Here is a 21,010-nt window from a genome sequence, read left to right as displayed (position 1 = left end):
CGTGTGCGCGGCCGCCCCTCACCCCAGGTCCGGCGGGTCGATCCGGACGCGTACGGCCTCGCCCTCCCGTTTGACCAGCCGGGCCGCGCGGGCGGCCTTGAGCGCGGCGGCGAGGGCCGCGCCCTGACCGGGACGGACCCGCACGAGAGCACGCTCCCACTGCTCGCCCGGCGGCGGGTCGCCCGGACGGCGCGGACGCGCCGGGTCCGGGACCGGCAGTGGTACGGGCCCCAACACCTCGGCGCCTTCGGGGAGTTGGGCGGATCTCAGCAGCTCGGCGACGTCCTCGCCGCGGCCTGCCACGGAGGCCATCCGCGACACCGGCGGGAACCCCAGCTCGGCCCGCTCGGCCAGCTCACGGACCGCATGGCCGACCGGGTCCCAGCGCACCAGCGCCTGCACCGGCCGCAGCGTCGGCTCCGCGATCACCGCGACCGTGCCGCCCGCCGCCTGGCCACGGACCAGCGCGGCGGCGCCCAGCCAGCGGCGCAGCGCCTCCTCCCCCGCCCGCAGATCCGGCCGCCCCAGCAGCGCCCAGCCGTCCAGCAGCAGCGCCGCCGCATACCCGCCGCCCTCGGCCACCGGCTCGGCGCCCGGGGTACTCACCACGAGCGCGGGGGCACCGGGGACCGTGGCCAGCACATGGTCCCGCCCGGAGGTCCGCACCGGAACCGCGGGGAACACCCGGCCCAGCTCCTCCGCGGTCCGCCGTGCCCCCACGATCTGCGCCCGCAGCCGCGCACCGCCGCACTCGGAGCAGTGCCAGTCCGGCTCCGGCCGTCCGCACCAGCCGCAGCACAGCTCGCCGGCGTCCTGCGACTCCAGCGGTCCCGCGCAGGTCCGGCAGCGCGCGGGGGTACGGCACCGTTCGCACGCCAGCCGGGGCGCATATCCCCGGCGCGGGACCTGGATGAGCACCGGTCCGCGCTGGAGACCCTCCCGGACCACCTGCCAGGCCATCGTCGGCAGCCGGGCGGCCCGCGCGGCGGCGTCCCTCGCCTCGTCACCGTCGCCGACCGTACGCACCAGCGGCGCGGCGGCGCGGACCTGTTCGCGTTCGGCGGTCAGCGGGCGCGCCCAGCCCGTCTCGACCAGCTGGGCCGCCTCGACCGTGCAGCTCAGCCCGCCCAGCAGGAATCCGGCGCGCTCATGGACCGACCGCTGGATGAGGACCTCGCGGGCATGCGGCTGCGGGGCGTGCGGATCGCTGTGGCTGGCGTCCCCGTCGTCCCAGAGGGCGACCAGGCCCAGTCCGGCGACCGGCGCGAACATCGCCGCCCGGGTCCCCACCACGGCACGGACCGCGCCCCGGCTGACCGCCAGCCAGCGGCGATAGCGCTCCTCCGGCCCGGCGTCGGCGGTCAGCAGCACATGTCGGCCCGCTCCGATCAGCTCGCCGAGCGCCGCGTCCACCCGCGCCGCGGCCCGCCCGTCCGGCACCACGACCAGCGCGCCGCGCCCGCCCGCCAGCGTCGCGGCGACCGCCCGCGCCAGCTCCTGCGGCCAGGTCACCCCGGGCAGCGCCGTCCATACCGCCCGTGGCGCGTCCCCCCGGGTCAGCGCCGCCAGAAATCCGGCGCCTGCGCCGTAGCGCTCCCAACTTCCGGGCTCCGGGGGGGAGTTGGGCGGCAGTGGGGCGGGCGACGGCTTGGCCTCCGCGCGCGCCCTGCGCGGAGGCACCGCCAGCTGCACCACATCGGCGAGCGTGCCGGCATAGCGGTCCGCGACCGACCGGCACAGCGCCAGGAGCTCGGGCGTCAGCACCCGCTCGGACGACAGCACCTGCGCGATCGGGGCGAGCACCCCCCGGAAGTCGCTCTCCGCGGCCCGCTCCACGATGAACCCGCTGACCAGCTTGCCGCCCTCGCGCCGGCCGCCCTTCTCGCCCGCCCCGAAGCGCACCCGGACGCGCACCCCGGGCTGCGCCTCCTGGTCCATCGCCGCCGGGACCGCGTAGTCGAAATAGCGGTCGAGGTGCACCAGCCCCTTGTCGACCAGCACCCGCGCCACCGGCAGGTCCGCCGCCAGCTCGGCGCCCCGCCAGGTCCGCGGCTTCGCCCGCTCCGCCTTGGTCTCCCGCACGGCCTCCCGGATGAGGGCCAACTGCTCGCCCGCATCCGAGGCCCCCGCCTCCGGTCGCCCGTTCTCCCTGCTCACAGCATCAGTCTTAGCAGACCGCACGGACAGTGCCGGGCGGCCTGTGGACAACCGACGGCCCCGGACCGGCGAGCGGTCCGGGGCCGTGGCTTGTCACACGGGTGGTACGGGACTTACAGCCCCGCGGCCTTCTTCAGCGCCTCGACGCGGTCGGTGCGCTCCCAGGTGAAGTCCTCCAGCTCACGGCCGAAGTGGCCGTAGGCGGCGGTCTGGGCGTAGATCGGACGGAGCAGATCGAGGTCGCGGATGATCGCCGCCGGGCGGAGGTCGAAGACCTCGCCGATGGCCTGCTCGATCTTGTCGGTGTCGACGGTGGCGGTGCCGAAGGTCTCGACGAAGAGACCGACCGGCTCGGCCTTGCCGATGGCGTAGGCGACCTGGACCTCGCAGCGGGCCGCGAGGCCGGCGGCGACGACGTTCTTGGCGACCCAGCGCATCGCGTAGGCGGCCGAGCGGTCGACCTTGGACGGGTCCTTGCCGGAGAAGGCGCCGCCACCGTGGCGGGCCATGCCGCCGTAGGTGTCGATGATGATCTTGCGGCCGGTCAGACCGGCGTCACCCATGGGGCCGCCGATCTCGAAGCGCCCGGTCGGGTTGACCAGCAGCCGGTAGCCGTCGGTGTCCAGCTTGATGCCGTCCTCGACCAGCTGGTTGAGGACGTGCTCGACGACGAACTCGCGGATGTCGGGCGCGAGCAGCGAGTCCAGGTCGATGTCGCTGGCGTGCTGCGAGGACACCACGACGGTGTCGAGGCGGACGGCCTTGTGGCCGTCGTACTCGATGGTGACCTGGGTCTTGCCGTCGGGACGGAGGTAGGGGATGGTGCCGTTCTTGCGGACCTCGGACAGGCGCTTGGACAGGCGGTGCGCGAGGTTGATCGGGAGCGGCATCAGCTCCGGGGTCTCGTCGCAGGCGTAGCCGAACATCAGGCCCTGGTCGCCCGCGCCCTGCCGGTCCAGCTCGTCGTCATCGCCCTCGACGCGGTTCTCGTACGCGGTGTCGACGCCCTGGGCGATGTCCGGGGACTGCGCGCCGATGGACACCGAGACGCCACAGGAAGCGCCGTCGAAGCCCTTCTTGGACGAGTCGTAACCGATGTCCAGGATCTTGTTGCGGACGAGGTTGGGGATGTCGGCGTACGCCTTCGTCGTCACCTCGCCGGCCACGTGCACCAGGCCGGTGGTGATCAGCGTCTCCACGGCGACCCGGGACGTCGGGTCTTCCTTGAGGAGAGCGTCGAGGATGGTGTCGCTGATCTGGTCAGCGATCTTGTCGGGGTGGCCCTCGGTGACGGATTCCGAGGTGAACAGGCGGCGGGACACATCGCTCCCTGGGGTTGCAGCGGCTGCTGGCTGATCATTGGCGGAAGGGCCGAGAGCTGCGCTCGGCCCGATCCACTCGCCAGTTTATCGGTCGTATGCGGCATCCGGGCACGCGGTCTCGATTTATGGACCCCCCGTGACCTGGGACACCGCGCCTTACGGTAGGACGATCACCTTGAGGATGTGCCGGGTCAAGGGGACATGCCCGATTTTGCAGGGCTGACGGAGTGATTCCGGGGCCGGTTCGGCGGCTCAGCGACGAGTCTCGGCCAGGCGGGGCGCGACCAGGTCCCAGACCGTTTCGGCCAGGGATTCCTTGGGTCCGTACGGCACCGGGGTCTCGGTTCCGTCGGTGGCGAGGATCACCGCTTCGTTCTCCGCCGAGCCGAACGCCTTCTGCTCGCCCACCTCATTGACGACCAGCAGGTCACAGCCCTTGCGGGCGAGCTTGGCGCGGCCGTTGGCGAGCACCTCGTCGGTCTCCGCGGCGAAGCCGACCACGAGCTGACCCGGGTGGGCCCGCTCGGCGGAGAGTTCGGCGAGGATGTCCGGATTTCGTACCAAGGCGATGGGGTCCGGCTCCTGGCCCTCGACCTTCTTGATCTTGCCGGTGGCGTAGACGGCCGGGCGGAAGTCGGCCACGGCGGCGGCCATCACCACCGCGTCGGCATCCGCGGCGGCCTTCAGCACGGCCTCGCGGAGCTGACGGGCGGTACCGATGTGGACCACGTCCACCCCGGCCGGATCGGGCAGCTCGGTGTTGCCGGCGACCAGGGTGACCCGGGCGCCGCGGGCAGCCGCCGTACGGGCGAGCGCGTAGCCCTGCTTGCCGGAGGAGCGGTTGCCCAGGTAGCGGACGGGGTCCAGCGGCTCGCGGGTGCCGCCCGCGCTGATGACGACATGCCGCCCGGCGAGGTCCCGCTCCGTCGCCCGGTCGCCGCGGGCCAGCACCCGGCGGCAGAACTCGAAGATCTCGGCCGGGTCGGGGAAGCGGCCCTTGCCGGTGTCGACGCCGGTCAGCCGGCCGACCGCGGGGTCGATGACCAGCGCGCCCCGGCGGCGCAGGGTGGCGACGTTCTCCTGGGTGGCGGGGTTCTCCCACATCTCGGTGTGCATCGCCGGGGCGAAGATCACCGGACAGCGGGCGGTGAGCAGGGTGTTGGTCAGCAGATCGTCGGCGAGGCCGTGGGCGGCCTTGGCCAGCATGTCGGCGGTGGCGGGGGCGACCACGACGAGATCGGCGCCCTGGCCGATCCGGACGTGCGGGACCTCGTGGACGGACTCCCAGACCTCGGTGGTCGCCGGGTTGCCGGAGAGCGCCGACCAGGTGGCCTCCCCGACGAAGTGCAGCGCCGAAGCGGTCGGCACCACCCGCACGTCGTGCCCGGACTCGGTCAGCCGCCGCAGCAGCTCGCACGCCTTGTACGCGGCGATCCCGCCGCTGACCCCCAGGACGACCCTGGGCCGCTCCCGCTCCCGCTTGTCCATCGCTTCGCCGCTCCCCGGGCTAGGTCCCTACGTATGCCCCTATGACACACCAAGGGCCCGGCGGATGCTCCGCCGGGCCCTTGGGTACGTCAGTGCGCTGCTTACTGGGCGGGGCCCTCGATGGCCTCGGACGTCAGCAGACCCGCGTTGATCTCGCGGAGCGCGATCGAGAGGGGCTTCTCGTGGACGTGGGTGTCGACGAGGGGGCCCACGTACTCGAGCAGGCCCTCGCCGAGCTGCGAGTAGTACGCGTTGATCTGGCGCGCGCGCTTGGCGGCGTAGATCACCAGGCTGTACTTCGAGTCGGTGGCCTCGAGAAGCTCATCAATGGGCGGGTTGATGATGCCCTCGGGTGCGGTGATGGAAGAGGACACTCTCTACCTTCCGAAGGGGAATGGAGCGGGGTGGAACGAAAAGTTTCGGACGATCCGGGGAGCTGCGCGGTCAGCCGCTGGAGTTCTGGTCCTCGGATCGATTCAGCATCAAGGCTAGCAGCTCACGGCTGACGTCCTCGACGGAGGTGTTGACAAGCGTCACATCGAACTCCTTCTCCGCCGCCAGCTCGATCCTGGCGGCGGCCAGACGGCGCTCGATGACCTCCGGCGCCTCCGTGCCCCGGCCGGTGAGCCGGCGGACCAGCTCGTCCCAGCTCGGCGGGGCCAGGAAGACCAGCTCGGCCTCCGCCATGGACTCGCGGACCTGGCGGGCGCCCTGCAGATCGATCTCCAGCAGGACCGGCTCCCCGGACTCCAGACGGTCCAGCACCGCCTTGCGGGGGGTGCCGTAGCGATTGCCCGCGAACTCGGCCCATTCGAGCAGCTCGCCATTGGCGACGAGCTTGTCGAATTCCTCGCCCTCGACGAAGAAATAGTGGACACCGTGCTGCTCACCGGGTCGCGGCTTGCGGGTGGTGGCCGAAACCGAGAGCCAGACCTCGGGGTGGACCTTGCGCATATGCGCAACGACCGTGCTCTTGCCGACCCCGGAGGGGCCGGAGAGCACGGTCAGTCGCGGTTGTCTGGCCGGGGGCGCGGGGGTCGTCCCCCGGGAGACTGCAGAACTCATGCAGCGATTATTCCAGCTTCCCGGTGATGCCGGAAAATTTCAGGAAGCGGTGCTGCCGAACTCGCGCTCCAGCGACGCGATCTGGTTGGAGCCAAGACCCCGGACACGGCGGCTTTCGGAGATGCCGAGCCGCTCCATGATCTGCTTGGCGCGGACCTTGCCGACGCCCGGCAGGGACTCCAGCAGGGCGGAGACCTTCATCTTGCCGATGACGTCGTTCTCCTGGCCCTGCTTGATGACCTCATGGAGGGAAGCACCGGAGTGCTTGAGCCGATTCTTGACCTCGGCGCGCTCCCGGCGAGCCGCGGCGGCCTTCTCGAGCGCGGCTGCGCGCTGTTCAGGGGTAAGGGGCGGAAGAGCCACGCCTACGTCACCTCGGATGTCGAACTGTCGGATACGGACCAGTGTGGAACCTAGTCACCCCGCATGTGCGGAGCAACGAGCAACGCGCTTACGTGCAGTGCTCTCGACGGAGACTAGCGGGCAAGGGCGCCGGAGTCAGCGAGAACAGACGAAAAGTCCTGGTCAGACTCAGCTGACCAGGACATTTCGGGACCAAACTCCCCGTCTTTACGCTCCTAGGCGAGCGCGGTGCGCACTTCGCCGGCCCATCGGTCCGCCGCAGCTCGCAGCGCCGCGGGGTCCGGACCGTGCCGCAGCACCCCCCGGCTGACGCTCGGGACGACGTTGTGAACGGCGTTCCCGAAGACCTTCGGCAGGTCGGCGGGGGTGGCGCCCTGCGCGCCGATGCCGGGGGCGAGCAGCGGACCATTGATCGCCAGATCGAACGAGGAGAGATCGCCGAGGGTGGCGCCGACGACCGCGCCGAAGGAGCCGAGCGGTTCGGCGCCGGCGTTCTCGGCGGCAAGATGGCCGAGCATCGTCGCCGCGAGGGTGCTGCCGTCCTCGCGCACCGCCCGCTGGACCTCCGCGCCCTCCGGATTGGAGGTGAGCGCGAGGACGAAGAGTCCGGCGCCGCTCTCGCGGGCCAGGTCGGCGGCCGGCCGGAGCGAGCCGTATCCGAGGTACGGGGAGACCGTCAGCGCGTCCGAGAACAGCGGGGAGTCCGGGCGCAGGAAGGTCTCGGCGTAGGCGGCCATGGTGGAGCCGATGTCGCCGCGCTTGGCGTCCATCACCACCAGGGCACCGCGCTCGCGCGCCTCGACGACGGCGGTCTCCAGGACGGCCAGGCCGCGCGAGCCGAAGCGCTCGAAGAACGCAGACTGCGGCTTGAAGACGGCGACCGTGTCGCCGAGGGCCTCCACCACGGTCCGGGTGAACCGCGCCAGGCCCGCGACATCGTCGTTCAGGCCCCAGTCGGCCAGCAGCGAGGCATGCGGGTCGATGCCGACGCAGAGCGGGCCGCGGGTGTCCATGGCCTGCCGGAGGCGCGCCCCGAAGGGGACCGGCGGGTGGGTGACGGCTTCCTGGGTCATGCGGTCACCTTCTTGTGCTCGGCGCCGACGGCGTCGGCGAGGGTGGCGTAGGGGCTGTTGCGCAGACGGGCGGCCAGCCCCTTGTGGATCGCGCGGCACCAGAACGGGCCCTCGTAGATGAACGCGCTGTAGCCCTGGACGAGGGTGGCGCCGGCGAGGATGCGCTGCCAGGCGTCCTCGGCGTTCTCGATGCCACCCACCCCGATGAGGGTGATCTTGTCGCCGACGCGGGCGTAGAGGCGGCGCAGCACCTCCAGGGAGCGCTGCTTGACGGGCGCGCCGGACAGTCCGCCGGTCTCGGCGGTCAGTTTCGGGTCGGAGGTCAGCCCGAGACCGTCGCGGGCGATGGTGGTGTTGGTGGCGATGATCCCGTCCAGGCCGAGTTCGAGGGCGAGGTCGGCGACCGCGTCCACGTCCGCGTCGGCGAGGTCCGGGGCGATCTTGACCAGCAGCGGGACCCGGCGGTCGGTGACCGTACGGTCGGCGGCCTCGCGCACCGCGGTCAGCAGCGGCCGCAGGTGGTCGACGGCCTGGAGGTTGCGCAGCCCCGGGGTGTTCGGGGAGGAGACGTTGACGACCAGGTAGTCGGCGTGCGGGGCGAGCCGCTCGGTGGAGGTGACGTAGTCGGCGGTCGCCTCGGCCTCGGGGACGACCTTGGTCTTGCCGATGTTGACGCCGACGGTGGTGGGGAAGACCGGATTGCGGGCGGCGAGCCGGGCGGCGACGGAGGCGGAGCCGTCGTTGTTGAAGCCCATCCGGTTGATCAGCGCGCGGTCCGGTACGAGCCGGAACAGCCGCTTCTTGGGATTGCCGGGCTGCGGCTGGGCGGTGACCGTGCCGATCTCGACATGGTCGAAGCCGAGCATGGTCATCCCGTCGATGGCGGCGGCGTTCTTGTCGAAGCCGGCGGCCAGGCCGAACGGGCCGTGCATCCGGCGGCCCAGGGCCTCGGTGCGCAGCTCCTTGTGGCGGGGCGCGAGCGCGGCCGCGAGGAAGGTACGCAGCACGGGGATGCGCACGGCCCGCTGGATCCAGCGGAAGGCCAGGTGGTGGGCCTGCTCCGGGTCCATGCGCTTGAAGATCAGTTGGAAGAAGAGGCGGTACATCGTCGGGTGGTGCCTTCCGCGCTGAGGAGGTTTTCCAGGGCTCATGAAGAGGGGGACACCGTTGTGGTGTCCCCCTCCCGGCCGCTACTCCTGGCGGGCCGCGGTGAGATGTTCGGCGTGCTCCTGGAGGGAACGTACGCCCACATCACCGCGGGACATGGCCTCGATGCCCTGGACGGCGGCCGCCAGCGCCTGGACCGTGGTCAGGCAGGGGACGCCGCGGGCGACGGCGGCGGTACGGATGTCGTAGCCGTCGAGCCGGCCGCCGGTGCCGTAGGGGGTGTTGACGATCAGGTCGACCTGGCCGTCGTGGATCAGCTGGACGATGGTCTTCTCGCCGTTCGGGCCCTCGCCCTCGGAGTTCTTGCGCACCACGGTGGCGTTGATGCCGTTGCGGCGCAGCACCTCGGCGGTGCCGGAGGTGGCGAGCAGCTCGAAGCCGTGCGCGACCAGCTCACGGGCCGGGAAGATCATCGAGCGCTTGTCCCGGTTGGCGACGGAGACGAACGCGCGGCCCTTGGTGGGCAGCGCCCCGTAGGCGCCGGACTGGGACTTGGCGTACGCGGTGCCGAAGACCGAGTCGATGCCCATGACCTCGCCGGTGGAGCGCATCTCCGGGCCGAGGACGGTGTCGACACCGCGGCCGTGGATGTCACGGAACCGCGACCAGGGCATCACGGCTTCCTTGACCGAGATCGGCGCGTCCAGCGGCAGGGTGCCGCCGTCGCCCGCCTTGGGCAGCATGCCCTCGGCGCGCAGCTCGGCGATGGTCGCGCCCAGCGAGATCCGGGCGGCGGCCTTGGCCAGCGGTACGGCGGTGGCCTTCGAGGTGAAGGGGACCGTACGGGAGGCGCGGGGGTTGGCCTCCAGGACGTAGAGGATGTCCCCGGCCATCGCGAACTGGATGTTGATCAGTCCGCGGACGCCGACGCCCTTGGCGATGGCCTCCGTCGAGGCCCGCAGCCGCTTGATGTCGAAGCCGCCGAGGGTGATCGGGGGCAGCGCGCAGGCGGAGTCGCCGGAGTGGATGCCGGCCTCCTCGATGTGCTCCATGACGCCGCCGAGGTAGAGCTCGTGGCCGTCGTAGAGCGCGTCGACGTCGATCTCTATGGCGTCGTCGAGGAACCGGTCGATGAGGACCGGGTGCCGGTCGATCAGACCGGCGTGCCGCTCCAGGTACTCGCCCAGCGAGGGCTCGTCGTAGACGATCTCCATGCCGCGGCCGCCGAGCACGTACGACGGGCGGACCATCACCGGGTAGCCGATCTCGGCGGCGATCTGCTTGGCCTCGCCGAAGGAGAAGGCGGTGCCGTACTTGGGGGCCGGCAGTCCGGCTTCGGTCAGCACCCGGCCGAAGGCGCCGCGCTCCTCGGCGAGGTCGATGGCTTCGGGCGAGGTGCCGACGATCGGCACGCCGTTGTCCTTGAGCGCCTGCGCCAGGCCCAGCGGGGTCTGCCCGCCGAGCTGGACGACGACACCGGCGACCGGGCCCGCCTGGGTCTCGGCGTGCACGATCTCCAGCACGTCTTCGAGCGTCAGCGGCTCGAAGTACAGACGGTCGGAGGTGTCGTAGTCCGTCGAGACGGTCTCCGGGTTGCAGTTGACCATCACGGTCTCGTAGCCGGCGTCGCTGAGCGCGAACGAGGCGTGGACGCAGGAGTAGTCGAACTCGATGCCCTGGCCGATGCGGTTGGGGCCGGAGCCGAGGATGATCACGGCCGGCTTCTCGCGCGGCGCGACCTCGGTCTCCTCGTCGTAGGACGAGTAGAAGTACGGCGTCTTCGCGGCGAATTCGGCGGCGCAGGTGTCGACCGTCTTGTAGACCGGGCGGACGCCGAGGGAGTGCCGGACCTCGCGGACGACGTCCTCGCGCAGCCCGCGGATCGCGGCGATCTGGGCGTCGGAGAAGCCGTAGCGCTTGGCGTCGGCGAGGATCTCCGGGTCGAGCTTGTCGGCCGCGGCGATCTCGTCGGCGATCTCCTTGACGAGGAAGAGCTGGTCGACGAACCACGGGTCGATCTTCGTGGCGTCGAAGACCTCCTGCGGGGTGGCGCCGGCCCGGATCGCCGCCATGACGGTGTTGATCCGGCCGTCGGTCGGGACCTCGGCCTTCTTCAGCAGCGCGGCCTTGTCGCCCGGCTCGCTGACGAAGTCGAACTGGCTGCCCTTCTTCTCCAGGGAGCGCAGGGCCTTGTTGAGGGCCTCGGGGAAGTTCCGGCCGATGGCCATGGCCTCGCCGACCGACTTCATGGTCGTGGTGAGCGTGGCGTCGGCGACCGGGAACTTCTCGAAGGCGAAGCGCGGCACCTTGACGACGACATAGTCGAGGGTCGGCTCGAAGGAGGCCGGGGTCTTCTCGGTGATGTCGTTGGGGATCTCGTCGAGGGTGTAGCCGACGGCGAGCCGGGCAGCGATCTTCGCGATCGGGAAGCCGGTGGCCTTGGAGGCCAGTGCCGAGGAGCGGGAGACGCGGGGGTTCATCTCGATGACGATGACCCGGCCGTCCTCGGGGTTGACCGCGAACTGGATGTTGCAGCCGCCGGTGTCGACGCCGACCTCGCGGATCACGGCGATGCCGATGTCCCGCAGGGTCTGGTACTCCCGGTCGGTGAGCGTCATCGACGGGGCGACGGTGATCGAGTCGCCGGTGTGCACGCCCATCGGGTCGAAGTTCTCGATGGAGCAGACGACCACGACGTTGTCGTTCTTGTCGCGCATCAGCTCCAGCTCGTACTCCTTCCAGCCGAGGATGGACTCCTCCAGGAGCACCTCGGTGGTCGGCGAGAGCGTCAGGCCCTGTCCGGCGATCCGGCGCAGCTCCTCCTCGTCGTGGGCGAAGCCGGAGCCGGCGCCGCCCATGGTGAAGGAGGGGCGGACGACGACGGGGTAACCACCGAGCTCCTCGACGCCGTTGAGGACGTCGTCCATGGAGTGGCAGATGACCGAGCGGGCGGACTCGCCGTGGCCGATCTTGGCGTTGACGGCCTCGACGACCTCCTTGAACAGGTCGCGGTCCTCGCCCTTGTTGATCGCCTCGACGTTGGCGCCGATCAGCTCGACGCCGTACTTGTCGAGGGTGCCGGCCTCGTGCAACGAGATGGCCGTGTTCAGGGCCGTCTGGCCACCGAGGGTCGGCAGGAGCGCGTCGGGGCGCTCCTTGGCGATGATCTTCTCGACGAAGTCCGGGGTGATCGGCTCGACGTAGGTGGCGTCGGCGATCTCCGGGTCGGTCATGATCGTCGCCGGGTTGGAGTTCACCAGGATGACGCGCAGGCCCTCGGACTTGAGGACCCGGCAGGCCTGGGTACCGGAGTAGTCGAACTCGGCGGCCTGGCCGATGACGATCGGGCCGGAGCCGATGACCAGGACGGACTGGATATCGGTGCGCTTAGGCACGCTGGCCCTCCATCAGGGAAACGAAGCGGTCGAAGAGGTACGCGGCGTCGTGCGGACCCGCGGCGGCTTCGGGGTGGTACTGGACACTGAAGGCCGGCTGGTCGAGGAGGTGCAGGCCCTCCACCACGTCGTCGTTGAGGCAGACGTGGGAGACCTCGGCGCGGCCGAAGGGGGTGTCGGAGACCTTGTCGAGCGGGGCGTCGACGGCGAATCCGTGGTTGTGCGCGGTGACCTCGACCTTGCCGGTCGTACGGTCCTGCACCGGCTGGTTGATGCCGCGGTGGCCGTACTTGAGCTTGTACGTGCCGAAGCCCAGGGCGCGGCCCAGGATCTGGTTGCCGAAGCAGATGCCGAACAGCGGGGTCTTCCGCTCCAGGACACCCTGCATGACGGACACCGGGTGGTCGGCGGTGGCCGGGTCGCCGGGGCCGTTGGAGAAGAACACGCCGTCCGGGTTGACCGCGTAGACGTCCTCGACGGTGGCGGTGGCGGGCAGGACGTGCACCTCGATGCCGCGCTCGGCCATCCGGTGCGGGGTCATGCCCTTGATGCCCAGGTCGACCGCGGCGACGGTGAAGCGCTTCTCGCCGATCGCCGGGACGACGTAGGCCTCCTTGGTGGCGACCTGCGTGGACAGGTCGGCGCCCTGCATCTCGGGGGCCTGGCGCACCTTGGCCAGCATCGTGCCCTCGTCGGGCAGCGCCTCGCCGGAGAAGATGCCGACGCGCATGGCGCCGCGCTCGCGCAGGTGCCGCGTCAGCGCGCGGGTGTCGACGCCGCTGATGCCGACGACGCCCTGGGCGACCAGCTCGTCGTCCAGCGAGCGCACCGAGCGCCAGTTGGACGGGATCCGGGCGGGGTCGCGGACGACGTAGCCGGAGACCCAGATCCGTTGCGACTCGGGGTCCTCGTCGTTCACACCGGTGTTGCCGATGTGCGGGGCTGTCATGACGACGACCTGGCGGTGGTACGAGGGGTCGGTCAGTGTCTCCTGGTAGCCGGTCATGCCGGTGGAGAACACCGCTTCGCCGAAGGTCTCCCCCACGGCCCCGTAGGCGCGGCCGCGGAAGGTGCGGCCGTCCTCCAGGACGAGTACGGCGGGGATCTTGGCGGTCCCCCTGGTGGAGGTCGTCATCGTGCGCCTTCCGTTTCGGTGTGCTCGGTGGTGCTGGTGTGGTGCTCGGTGGTGCTGTGCTCGGTGGTGCTCAGCTGGTTCAGGGCCTCGACCCAGGCCGGGTGCTCGCCCGCGCGGTCGGAGCGGAAACCGGAGTCGATCTCCTTGTCCCCGTGCCGCCACGTGACGACCAGCAGGCCGCCCTCGGGCAGGACCTTGCCGGCGATGCCCTTGTCGAGGCGGGCGCCGCGCAGTGCGGCGGCCGGCACAAAGAAGTCCTCCGCGCCCGGCCGTACGACGTCCAGGCCCTGGTCGGTCAGGGTCAGCTCGGCGCGGCTGCGGGTGCCCAGACCGCGGGCCACGATCCGGTCGAGCCACTGCCCGGCGGTGGTGGAGCCGTGGTAGCGGCCGCTGAGCGTCAGCTTCGGCTCACCGAGGCCGTCCGGGGTGGACGGCAGCTCGGGCAGATCGCCCTGGAGCGTGCCGCGCCACTTCCAGCCCTGACGCATCAGCCAGTAGACGAAGACCACGAAGACCAGCAGGCCGACGACCCAGCCGATCCGTGCGGCCCAGTCGGTGACCGGCGCGGATTTCTGCGCTTCGGCCAGGTGGATCAGTGGAGGAGTCACGCCAGCTTCCCGTCGACAACCGTTGCCCGGCCCCGCAGGAAGGTGTGGGTGACGCGTCCCGGCAGCTCACGGCCCTCGTAGGGGGTGTTGCGGCTGCGGGAGGCGAAGCCCGCGGGGTCCACCTCTCCACGGTAAGCGGAATCGACCAGCGTGAGGTTGGCGGGCTCACCAGCCGAGACGGGACGGCCGTGGCCCTTGGCCTGCCCGATCCGCGCGGGCGCGTAGGACATCCGGTCCGCGACGGCCTCCCAGGTCAGCAAGCCGGTCTCGACCATCGTCTGCTGCACGACCGACAGCGCGGTCTCCAGGCCCACCATGCCCATGGCGGCCGCGGCCCACTCGCAGTCCTTGTCCTCGTGCGGGTGCGGGGCGTGGTCGGTGGCGACGATGTCGATCGTGCCGTCGGCGAGGGCCTCGCGCAGGGCCATCACGTCGCGCTCGGTGCGCAGCGGCGGGTTGACCTTGTAGACGGGGTTGTAGGTGCGCACCATCTCGTCGGTGAGGAGCAGGTGGTGCGGCGTGACCTCGGCGGTGACGTCGATGCCGCGGGACTTGGCCCAGCGGACGATCTCGACGGAGCCGGCGGTCGACAGGTGGCAGATGTGCACCCGCGAGCCCACGTGCTCGGCGAGCAGGACATCCCGGGCGATGATCGATTCCTCGGCCACCGCCGGCCAGCCCCCGAGCCCCAGCTCCGCCGAGACGATGCCCTCGTTCATCTGGGCGCCCTCGGTGAGCCGCGGCTCCTGGGCGTGCTGCGCGACGACGCCGCCGAAGGCCTTCACGTACTCCAGGGCGCGGCGCATGATCACGGCGTCGTGCACGCACTTGCCGTCGTCGGAGAAGACGGTGACCCCGGCGGCGGACTCGTGCATGGCGCCCAGCTCGGCGAGCTTGCTGCCCTCCAGGCCGACGGTGACGGCACCGATGGGCTGTACGTCGCAGTAGCCGTGCTCCTGGCCGAGGCGGTAGACCTGCTCGACGACGCCGGCGGTGTCGGCGACGGGGAAGGTGTTGGCCATGGCGAACACCGCGGTGTAGCCGCCGGAGGCGGCCGCCCGGGTACCGGTCAGCACGGTCTCGGAGTCCTCGCGGCCCGGCTCGCGCAGGTGGGTGTGCAGGTCGACGAGGCCCGGCAGAAGGATCTTGCCCCCGGCCTCGATGACGTCGGCGCCCTCTGCGGACAGCCCGGCGCCTACGGCCTCGATGGTCTCGCCGTCGATCAGGACGTCCTGGGCCTCGCCGCCGAGCACCTTCGCACCGCGGATCAGGATCTTGCTCATGGTCTTACTTCTCCTCGGTACGGGACTCGGACTGCGGCGCGAAGCGCCTCGATCGCTGGGTGGTGGCGGGCGACGGGTGGGCGGGCTCGTTGCCGCCGAGCAGCAGGTACAGGACGGCCATGCGGACGGAGACGCCGTTGGCCACCTGCTCGACGACCGTGCAGCGGTCGGAGTCGGCGACCTCGGCGGTGATCTCCATACCGCGGACCATCGGGCCGGGGTGCATCACGAGGGCGTGCTCAGGCATCCGCGCCATCCGCTCGCCGTCCAGGCCGTAGCGGCGCGAGTACTCCCGCTCGGTCGGGAAGAAGGCGGCGTTCATCCGCTCGCGCTGCACCCGCAGCATCATCACGGCGTCGGTTTTCGGCAGGACGCGGTCGAGGTCGTAGGACACCTCGCACGGCCAGGTCTCGACGCCGACCGGCACCAGGGTGGGCGGGGCGACGAGGGTGACCTCGGCGCCGAGGGTGTGCAGGAGGTCGACGTTCGAGCGCGCTACGCGGCTGTGGAGCACGTCACCGACGAGGGTGATGCGCCGCCCGCTCAGGTCCTGTCCCAGCCCGGCGTCCGGGCCGATGAGCCGGCGCCGCATGGTGAAGGCGTCGAGCAGGGCCTGGGTGGGGTGCTGGTGGGTGCCGTCGCCGGCGTTGATGACGGGAGCGTCGATCCATCCGGAGTTGGCGAGCCGGTAGGGGGCGCCGGAGGCGCTGTGCCGTATGACGACGGCGTCGACGCCCATCGCCTCCAGGGTCTGGGCGGTGTCCTTGAGGGACTCGCCCTTGGAGACGCTGGACCCCTTGGCGGCGAAGTTGATGACGTCCGCGGAGAGCCGCTTCTCGGCGGCCTCGAAGGAGATCCGGGTCCGGGTGGAGTCCTCGAAGAAGAGATTGCAGACCGTGCGTCCACGCAGGGTGGGGAGCTTCTTGATCGGCCGGTCGGCGACCCGGGCCATCTCCTCGGCGGTGTCGAGGATCAGGACGGCGTCGTCGCGCGTGAGGTCGGCGGCCGAGATGAGGTGACGCTTCATCCGGTTTTCTCCGTGAGTGAAGGAGGTGTACGGGAATGTCCGTTGAGCGGGCATGCCTGCGGGCCCGGGGTCACCGGGTCCGTGTGCGGTGCGCTATCGCTCGCCGGCCGGGGCGGTGTGCTTCACGCCGAGCAGCACGGCGTCCCGGCCGTCCTCCTCGGTGAGCTGGACCCTGACCGTCTCCCGCAGCGACGTGGGGAGGTTCTTGCCCACGTAGTCGGCGCGGATCGGCAGTTCGCGGTGGCCCCGGTCGACCAGGACCGCCAGCTGTACGGCGCGCGGCCGCCCCATGTCGCCCAGCGCGTCCAGGGCGGCGCGGATCGTGCGCCCGGAGAAGAGGACGTCATCGACGAGCAGGACGACCCGGCCCTCGATGCCGTCGGCGGGGATGTCCGTGCGGGCGAGCGTACGGGCGGGGCCCAGGCGCAGGTCGTCGCGGTACATCGTGATGTCGAGCGAGCCGACCGGGACCGTACGGCCGGTGATCTCTTCGAGCTTGGCGGCCAGCCGGCGGGCGAGGAAGACGCCGCGGGTGGGGATTCCCAGGAGCACCACATCGTCCGCGCCCTTGGCGCGCTCGACGATCTCGTGGGCGATACGGGTGAGCATCCGCGCGATGTCCGGGCCTTCGAGCACCGGCCGCACGGGGAGCTGAGCCCTCGTGTCGGAACTGCTTGCGTCCATACGAAACGGACCTCCTTCTCCGCCTCACGGGACGGACCTTAAAGGACGTCGGAATTACGGAGCCCAGGCTATCAGGGGCCCTCCAGAGCCCGTCCGCACCCCTGACGGGTGAGGGTCTGCCCCGTTCCGCTTGACGAAGTCAGATTACGCTGCGTAACCTCACAGTGAGTTACCAGCCCGCGGCGGAGCCGCATGTCGATACAGCCGTCTGGGGAGTTTTATGTCCAGCGAATACGCCAAACAGCTCGGGGCCAAGCTCCGCGCCATCCGCACCCAGCAGGGCCTTTCTCTCCACGGCGTCGAGGAGAAGTCCCAGGGCCGCTGGAAGGCCGTGGTGGTGGGTTCGTACGAGCGCGGTGACCGCGCCGTGACCGTGCAGCGCCTCGCCGAGCTGGCGGACTTCTACGGCGTTCCGGTGCAGGAGCTGCTGCCGGGGACGACACCGGGCGGTGCGGCCGAGCCGCCGCCGAAGCTGGTGCTCGACCTCGAGCGCCTCGCCCATGTCCCGCAGGAGAAGGCCGGCCCGCTGCAGCGCTACGCCGCCACGATCCAGAGCCAGCGCGGTGACTACAACGGCAAGGTCCTCTCGATCCGCCAGGACGACCTGCGCACCCTCGCGGTCATCTACGACCAGTCGCCCTCGGTGCTGACCGAGCAGCTGATCAGCTGGGGCGTGCTCGACGCCGACGCCCGCCGCGCGGTGTCGCACGAGGAGCTGTGAGCCCCGCGTAGACCCCCGCGCACCTGCAGAAACGTGCCGCCGCTCCGCGCTTCCGGGGCGGCGGTTCTGCGTACCCGGGGCCGGTGCGGGGTGCTCCCGTACGCACCGGCCGCCCCATGAGACACCCCACGAAGGCCGCTGACGGCGTTCTGCGGGCATGCGAAGGGCCCGGAGCCTTGCCCTGTGCTCCGGGCCCGTTCGTACGCTCTGCCGACCGCCTACTGCGCCTCGCGCCGCAGGCTCGGCTTCAGCTCCTTGAGCCGGCCGAGGAGGCCGTTGACGAAGGCCGGGGAGTCGTCCGTGGAGAATTCCTTGGCGAGCTGGACCGCTTCGTCGATCGCCACCGCGTCCGGGGTGTCGTCCACCCAGAGCAGTTCGTAGGCACCGAGCCGGAGGATGCTGCGGTCGGCCGCCGGCATCCGGTCCAGGTCCCAGTCGACCGCGTACGTGGAGATCAGTTCGTCGATGCGGGTGACCTGGTCGGCGTATCCCTCGACGAGCTGCAGGGTGTATTCGTTCACCGGCGGCTGTCGTGGATCGGTCCGGGCGTGCCGCATCCAGTCCGCGAGCACGGACTGCACATCGGCACCGCGCTGGTCGGCCTCGAAGAGTATCTGGAAGGCGCGCTTACGGGCCTTGGTGCGGGCAGCCACGGTTAGCTGTTCACCCGGCCGAGGTAGTCGCCCGTGCGGGTGTCGACCTTGATCTTCTCACCGGTGGTGATGAAGAGCGGCACCTGGATGGAGTAGCCGGTCTCCAGCTCGGCCGGCTTGGAGCCACCGGTGGAGCGGTCGCCCTGCACACCGGGCTCGGTGTGCTTGATGGTCAGCTCGACCGCGGCGGGGAGCTCGACGTAGAGCACCTCGCCCTCGTGCTGCGCCACGACCGCCTCGAAGCCCTCGATCAGGTAGTTCGCGGCGTCGCCGACGGCCTTGCGGTCGACGTGCAGCTGGTCGTAGGTGTCCATGTCCATGAAGACGAAGTAGTCGCCGTCCATGTACGAGAACTGCATACCGCGCTTGTCGACGGTGGCCGTCTCGACCTTCACGCCGGCGTTGAAGGTCTTGTCCACCACCTTGCCGGACAGCACGTTCTTGAGCTTCGTGCGGACAAAGGCGGGGCCCTTGCCGGGCTTGACGTGCTGGAACTCGACGACGGACCAGAGCTGGCCGCCTTCGAGCTTGAGCACCATGCCGTTCTTGAGGTCGTTCGTGGATGCCACGGTTGCGGAATCTCCTGGACTGCAGGTGGTGGGACCGCGGAGCGGCGCACGCGAACCCCTACGGCTCAGAGTGCGAGCAGCTCCTTGGTCGTGATCGTGAGTAGCTCGGGCCCGCCGTCCGCCTCGGGGCGGACGACGAGTGTGTCGTCGATCCGGACACCCCCACGGCCCGGGATGTGAACCCCCGGCTCGACGGTGACCGGCACGCAAGCGTCCAGTTTACCCATGGCGGCAGGGGACAACTGAGGGTCCTCATCGATTTCGAGTCCCACGCCGTGCCCGGTCCACGGTCCGAGCCGCTCCCCGTACCCGGCGGCATCCAGGACATGGCGGGTCACCCGGTCCACCTCGCGGCACTCCACCCCCGGCGCCAGCGCCTCGCGGCCCGCCCGCTGGGCTGCGAAAACGAGATCGTACAGCTCGATCTGCCAGTCCGAGGGCGTGGTGCCGATGACGAAGGTCCGGCCGATCTCGCAGCGGTATCCGCGGTAATTGGCGCCCAGCCCGACGCTGAGGAAGTCGCCCTCCTCGACCCGCCGGTCGGTGGGCAGATGCCCGGGGCGGCCGGCGTTCGGGCCGGTCGCGACGGAGGTGGGGAACGCCGGGCCGTCCGCTCCGTGGTCGACGAGCCGGCGCTCCAGTTCGAGGGCGAGATGCCGCTCGGTACGTCCGACCAGGATCGATTCGAGCAGCTCCCCCAGGGCCTGGTCGGCGATCTCCGCGGCGATCCGCAGACAGGCGATCTCGTCGTCGTCCTTGACCAGCCGCTGCGCCTCGACCGCGCAGGCCAGATCCGCCAGCCGCAGCCGGGGGGCGACCTGGGAGAGCGCCCGGTGCCGGGTGACCGTGAGGTGGTGTTCCTCGACGGCCAGGATGTCCGCGCCGGCCTTCTCGGCCAGGTCGGCGCCGGCCACGACCGGGTCGCCACCACGGGCCGGCAGCACCGAGACCCGTACGTCCTCGGCCGGGCGCCCCTCGGAGGGATCGCCGCTGAGCGGACTGCCGCACAGCAGTACGTCGTCGGCCGGCCCCAGCAGCAGCGCGGCGCCGGGCGGCGCGCAACCGGTGAGGTAGCGGACGTTCGCGGGGCGCGAGATCAGTGCGGCGGTGCTTCCGGTTGCGGAGCAGCGGTCGCGCAGCCGCGTGCGTCGGGCCGCGTACAACTCGGACATATCACGAGCGTACGGCGACTCCTCCGAGGCGGCCGGTCGAGCGGGTCCGCCCGGGGGACCGCTGCCCGCGGCCCCCGCCACCACGGCGCGCGGCCATGGCCCGCGCCGCGCCCCGTCTACCAGTTGGGCGGGCTGGCGATGCTCCGGGCGACGACGTCGTCCAGCACCCGCACCGTCGTGGCGACATCGTGCTGGGAGTTGTCGATGATCGGCAGGCCGGAGCCGTACCAGCCGGCCATCCGCCCGTGGATCCGGGCCACCTCTTCGTCCGAGAGCCGGCGGTTGCCGCTGCGCCGGGCGTTGCGCTCCAGCACGATCTCCAGGCCGGGCAGCAGCACGATCGGCAGCAGGCCGGGACCGACATGCCGCTTCCAGCCGCCGAGGCCGACCACCGGGCGGTCGGGGAAGACCGCGTCGTCGAGGATGCAGGAGATGCCGTTGGCGAGGAAGTTACGGGCCGCGAAGCCGCAGGTGCGGCGGGCGAGGCGGTACTGCGCCTCCGAGTGGTCGTTCCAGCCGGCCTGGGGGTCGGCGAAACCGGACCGGACCCATTCGCGGACGTCGTCCAGGCTGATGTGTGCGGTCGGTACCCGCCGGGTGTCGGCCCAGTGGCGGGCCACGCTGGTCTTGCCGGCCCCGGCCGGGCCGATGAGCAGCACCGCGACGGCCGCGTGCGTGGCGTCCGGCGCGGCGTCGGTGGGCGGGCTGGGCAGCGGCACCGGGGCGCCCGGGGGCAGCGGCACATGGCCGGTGACGTCCGAGCTGTTCGGGGTGGGCGGGGCCTGCTGGGGCGGGCCGTGCCAGCCCTGGCCGCCGGCGGGCGCGGGCTGCTGCGCGGGGGGCGGGGCGGCGGGAGCGGGCGGCGGGGCCGCGGGGGCCGGTGGCGAGGCGGGCGGGGTGTGCGGGGTGTGGCCTCCCGGCGCGTGCCCGCCCGGGGTGTGCGCACCGGGGGTGTGCCCTCCCGGGTTGGGCGTCCAGTGCATGGCGGCCCCGGGTCCTGATGCCTGCCCGTGGGGCGGTGGCAGCGGAGCCCCCACTGCGTACTGCATCCGGTGGCTCTCCGTCTCGTGCGGTCGACGTGGTGCGGTGCTCCCCGGCTCACACCGGGGTGCGGCACCGGGCGCCGGGTCGTGTGCCCGGCGCCTGGTGCGGTAACCCACCGGCCCGGAGGGGCCGTTGTGCCCCGCG

General features: G+C 71.3%; 19 protein-coding genes. 1 reads left to right on the top strand and 18 read right to left on the bottom strand.

What is annotated here, in order from left to right:
- Window positions 1-18: 18 nt before the first annotated feature.
- The 14 genes from ACFW5B_RS05475 to pyrR all read right to left on the bottom strand — a co-directional run bounded on the left by ACFW5B_RS05475 (window position 19) and on the right by pyrR (window position 16,707).
- Window positions 19-2,157, bottom strand: coding sequence for a primosomal protein N' (locus ACFW5B_RS05475; protein ID WP_386433619.1), 2,139 nt, complete (start codon window positions 2,155-2,157; stop codon window positions 19-21).
- A 113-nt stretch (window positions 2,158-2,270) separates the two neighbouring features.
- The gene (gene metK / locus ACFW5B_RS05470; protein WP_159479646.1) at window positions 2,271-3,479 is read right to left on the bottom strand and encodes a methionine adenosyltransferase; all 1,209 of its coding nucleotides are present in this window, start codon (window positions 3,477-3,479) and stop codon (window positions 2,271-2,273) included.
- A 252-nt stretch (window positions 3,480-3,731) separates the two neighbouring features.
- Window positions 3,732-4,967: a bifunctional phosphopantothenoylcysteine decarboxylase/phosphopantothenate--cysteine ligase CoaBC gene (coaBC, locus tag ACFW5B_RS05465; protein WP_386433615.1), complete on the bottom strand. Its 1,236-nt coding sequence runs from the start codon at window positions 4,965-4,967 to the stop codon at window positions 3,732-3,734.
- Between the two features lie 101 nt (window positions 4,968-5,068).
- On the bottom strand, window positions 5,069-5,341 hold the full coding sequence (gene rpoZ, locus ACFW5B_RS05460; RefSeq protein ID WP_005319902.1) for a DNA-directed RNA polymerase subunit omega: 273 nt from the start codon (window positions 5,339-5,341) through the stop codon (window positions 5,069-5,071).
- A 70-nt stretch (window positions 5,342-5,411) separates the two neighbouring features.
- The gene (gmk, locus tag ACFW5B_RS05455; RefSeq protein WP_386433612.1) at window positions 5,412-6,032 is read right to left on the bottom strand and encodes a guanylate kinase; all 621 of its coding nucleotides are present in this window, start codon (window positions 6,030-6,032) and stop codon (window positions 5,412-5,414) included.
- Window positions 6,033-6,071: 39 nt separating this feature from the next.
- Window positions 6,072-6,395, bottom strand: a complete 324-nt coding sequence (locus ACFW5B_RS05450; protein WP_006607450.1) for an integration host factor — start codon at window positions 6,393-6,395, stop codon at window positions 6,072-6,074.
- Window positions 6,396-6,610: 215 nt separating this feature from the next.
- Complete coding sequence (gene pyrF / locus ACFW5B_RS05445) at window positions 6,611-7,468, bottom strand: orotidine-5'-phosphate decarboxylase (RefSeq protein WP_386433609.1); 858 nt, start codon at window positions 7,466-7,468, stop codon at window positions 6,611-6,613.
- Window positions 7,465-8,574 (bottom strand): quinone-dependent dihydroorotate dehydrogenase, encoded by a 1,110-nt coding sequence (locus ACFW5B_RS05440; RefSeq protein WP_386433606.1) that lies wholly within the window; start codon window positions 8,572-8,574, stop codon window positions 7,465-7,467. The genes pyrF and ACFW5B_RS05440 overlap by 4 nt, the downstream gene beginning before the upstream one ends.
- 84 nt (window positions 8,575-8,658) lie before the next feature.
- On the bottom strand, window positions 8,659-11,970 hold the full coding sequence (gene carB, locus ACFW5B_RS05435) for a carbamoyl-phosphate synthase large subunit (RefSeq protein WP_386433603.1): 3,312 nt from the start codon (window positions 11,968-11,970) through the stop codon (window positions 8,659-8,661).
- A complete protein-coding gene (gene carA, locus ACFW5B_RS05430; RefSeq protein WP_386433600.1) occupies window positions 11,963-13,105 on the bottom strand; it encodes a glutamine-hydrolyzing carbamoyl-phosphate synthase small subunit in 1,143 nt (380 codons plus the stop codon). The genes carB and carA overlap by 8 nt, the downstream gene beginning before the upstream one ends.
- Window positions 13,102-13,713, bottom strand: coding sequence for a hypothetical protein (locus tag ACFW5B_RS05425; RefSeq protein ID WP_386433597.1), 612 nt, complete (start codon window positions 13,711-13,713; stop codon window positions 13,102-13,104). Before ACFW5B_RS05425 ends, carA begins: the two co-directional genes overlap by 4 nt.
- Window positions 13,710-14,996 carry a dihydroorotase gene (locus tag ACFW5B_RS05420; protein ID WP_386433594.1) on the bottom strand — a complete coding sequence of 429 codons (1,287 nt, stop codon included), beginning with the start codon at window positions 14,994-14,996 and terminating at the stop codon, window positions 13,710-13,712. The genes ACFW5B_RS05425 and ACFW5B_RS05420 overlap by 4 nt, the downstream gene beginning before the upstream one ends.
- 4 nt (window positions 14,997-15,000) lie before the next feature.
- On the bottom strand, window positions 15,001-16,023 hold the full coding sequence (locus tag ACFW5B_RS05415) for an aspartate carbamoyltransferase catalytic subunit (protein ID WP_386433591.1): 1,023 nt from the start codon (window positions 16,021-16,023) through the stop codon (window positions 15,001-15,003).
- Window positions 16,024-16,116: 93 nt separating this feature from the next.
- On the bottom strand, window positions 16,117-16,707 hold the full coding sequence (pyrR, locus tag ACFW5B_RS05410) for a bifunctional pyr operon transcriptional regulator/uracil phosphoribosyltransferase PyrR (RefSeq protein ID WP_386433588.1): 591 nt from the start codon (window positions 16,705-16,707) through the stop codon (window positions 16,117-16,119).
- A 220-nt stretch (window positions 16,708-16,927) separates the two neighbouring features.
- On the opposite strand from pyrR, the gene bldD reads away from it, so the two are divergent.
- Window positions 16,928-17,428 (top strand): transcriptional regulator BldD, encoded by a 501-nt coding sequence (gene bldD, locus ACFW5B_RS05405; protein ID WP_018087605.1) that lies wholly within the window; start codon window positions 16,928-16,930, stop codon window positions 17,426-17,428.
- Between the two features lie 218 nt (window positions 17,429-17,646).
- Here bldD and nusB read toward each other — a convergent pair whose 3' ends face one another.
- The 4 genes from nusB to ACFW5B_RS05385 all read right to left on the bottom strand — a co-directional run bounded on the left by nusB (window position 17,647) and on the right by ACFW5B_RS05385 (window position 20,871).
- A complete protein-coding gene (gene nusB / locus ACFW5B_RS05400; RefSeq protein ID WP_386433585.1) occupies window positions 17,647-18,081 on the bottom strand; it encodes a transcription antitermination factor NusB in 435 nt (144 codons plus the stop codon).
- A 2-nt stretch (window positions 18,082-18,083) separates the two neighbouring features.
- A complete protein-coding gene (gene efp, locus ACFW5B_RS05395) occupies window positions 18,084-18,650 on the bottom strand; it encodes an elongation factor P (protein WP_018087607.1) in 567 nt (188 codons plus the stop codon).
- Between the two features lie 65 nt (window positions 18,651-18,715).
- Window positions 18,716-19,822: an aminopeptidase P family protein gene (locus tag ACFW5B_RS05390; RefSeq protein ID WP_386433581.1), complete on the bottom strand. Its 1,107-nt coding sequence runs from the start codon at window positions 19,820-19,822 to the stop codon at window positions 18,716-18,718.
- 116 nt (window positions 19,823-19,938) lie between these two features.
- On the bottom strand, window positions 19,939-20,871 hold the full coding sequence (locus ACFW5B_RS05385; protein ID WP_386433578.1) for a Pro-rich N-terminal domain-containing protein: 933 nt from the start codon (window positions 20,869-20,871) through the stop codon (window positions 19,939-19,941).
- Window positions 20,872-21,010 lie beyond the last annotated feature (139 nt).

Source organism: Streptomyces sp. NPDC058773 (genome assembly GCF_042746015.1).
Taxonomy (GTDB): domain Bacteria; phylum Actinomycetota; class Actinomycetes; order Streptomycetales; family Streptomycetaceae; genus Streptomyces.
Note: the sequence above shows the minus strand (reverse complement) of the source record. Positions and strands in the feature narration are given on the sequence as shown.

Coding starts and splice junctions, on each gene's coding strand:
- gmk (WP_386433612.1), bottom strand. CDS start 6,032: ATGAGTTCTGCAGTCTCCCGGGGGACGACCCCCGCGCCCCCGGCCAGA.
- coaBC (WP_386433615.1), bottom strand. CDS start 4,967: ATGGACAAGCGGGAGCGGGAGCGGCCCAGGGTCGTCCTGGGGGTCAGC.
- ACFW5B_RS05420 (WP_386433594.1), bottom strand. CDS start 14,996: ATGAGCAAGATCCTGATCCGCGGTGCGAAGGTGCTCGGCGGCGAGGCC.
- ACFW5B_RS05415 (WP_386433591.1), bottom strand. CDS start 16,023: ATGAAGCGTCACCTCATCTCGGCCGCCGACCTCACGCGCGACGACGCC.
- ACFW5B_RS05390 (WP_386433581.1), bottom strand. CDS start 19,822: ATGTCCGAGTTGTACGCGGCCCGACGCACGCGGCTGCGCGACCGCTGC.
- pyrF (WP_386433609.1), bottom strand. CDS start 7,468: ATGACCCAGGAAGCCGTCACCCACCCGCCGGTCCCCTTCGGGGCGCGC.
- carA (WP_386433600.1), bottom strand. CDS start 13,105: ATGACGACCTCCACCAGGGGGACCGCCAAGATCCCCGCCGTACTCGTC.
- ACFW5B_RS05385 (WP_386433578.1), bottom strand. CDS start 20,871: ATGCAGTACGCAGTGGGGGCTCCGCTGCCACCGCCCCACGGGCAGGCA.
- ACFW5B_RS05440 (WP_386433606.1), bottom strand. CDS start 8,574: ATGTACCGCCTCTTCTTCCAACTGATCTTCAAGCGCATGGACCCGGAG.
- bldD (WP_018087605.1), top strand. CDS start 16,928: ATGTCCAGCGAATACGCCAAACAGCTCGGGGCCAAGCTCCGCGCCATC.
- pyrR (WP_386433588.1), bottom strand. CDS start 16,707: ATGGACGCAAGCAGTTCCGACACGAGGGCTCAGCTCCCCGTGCGGCCG.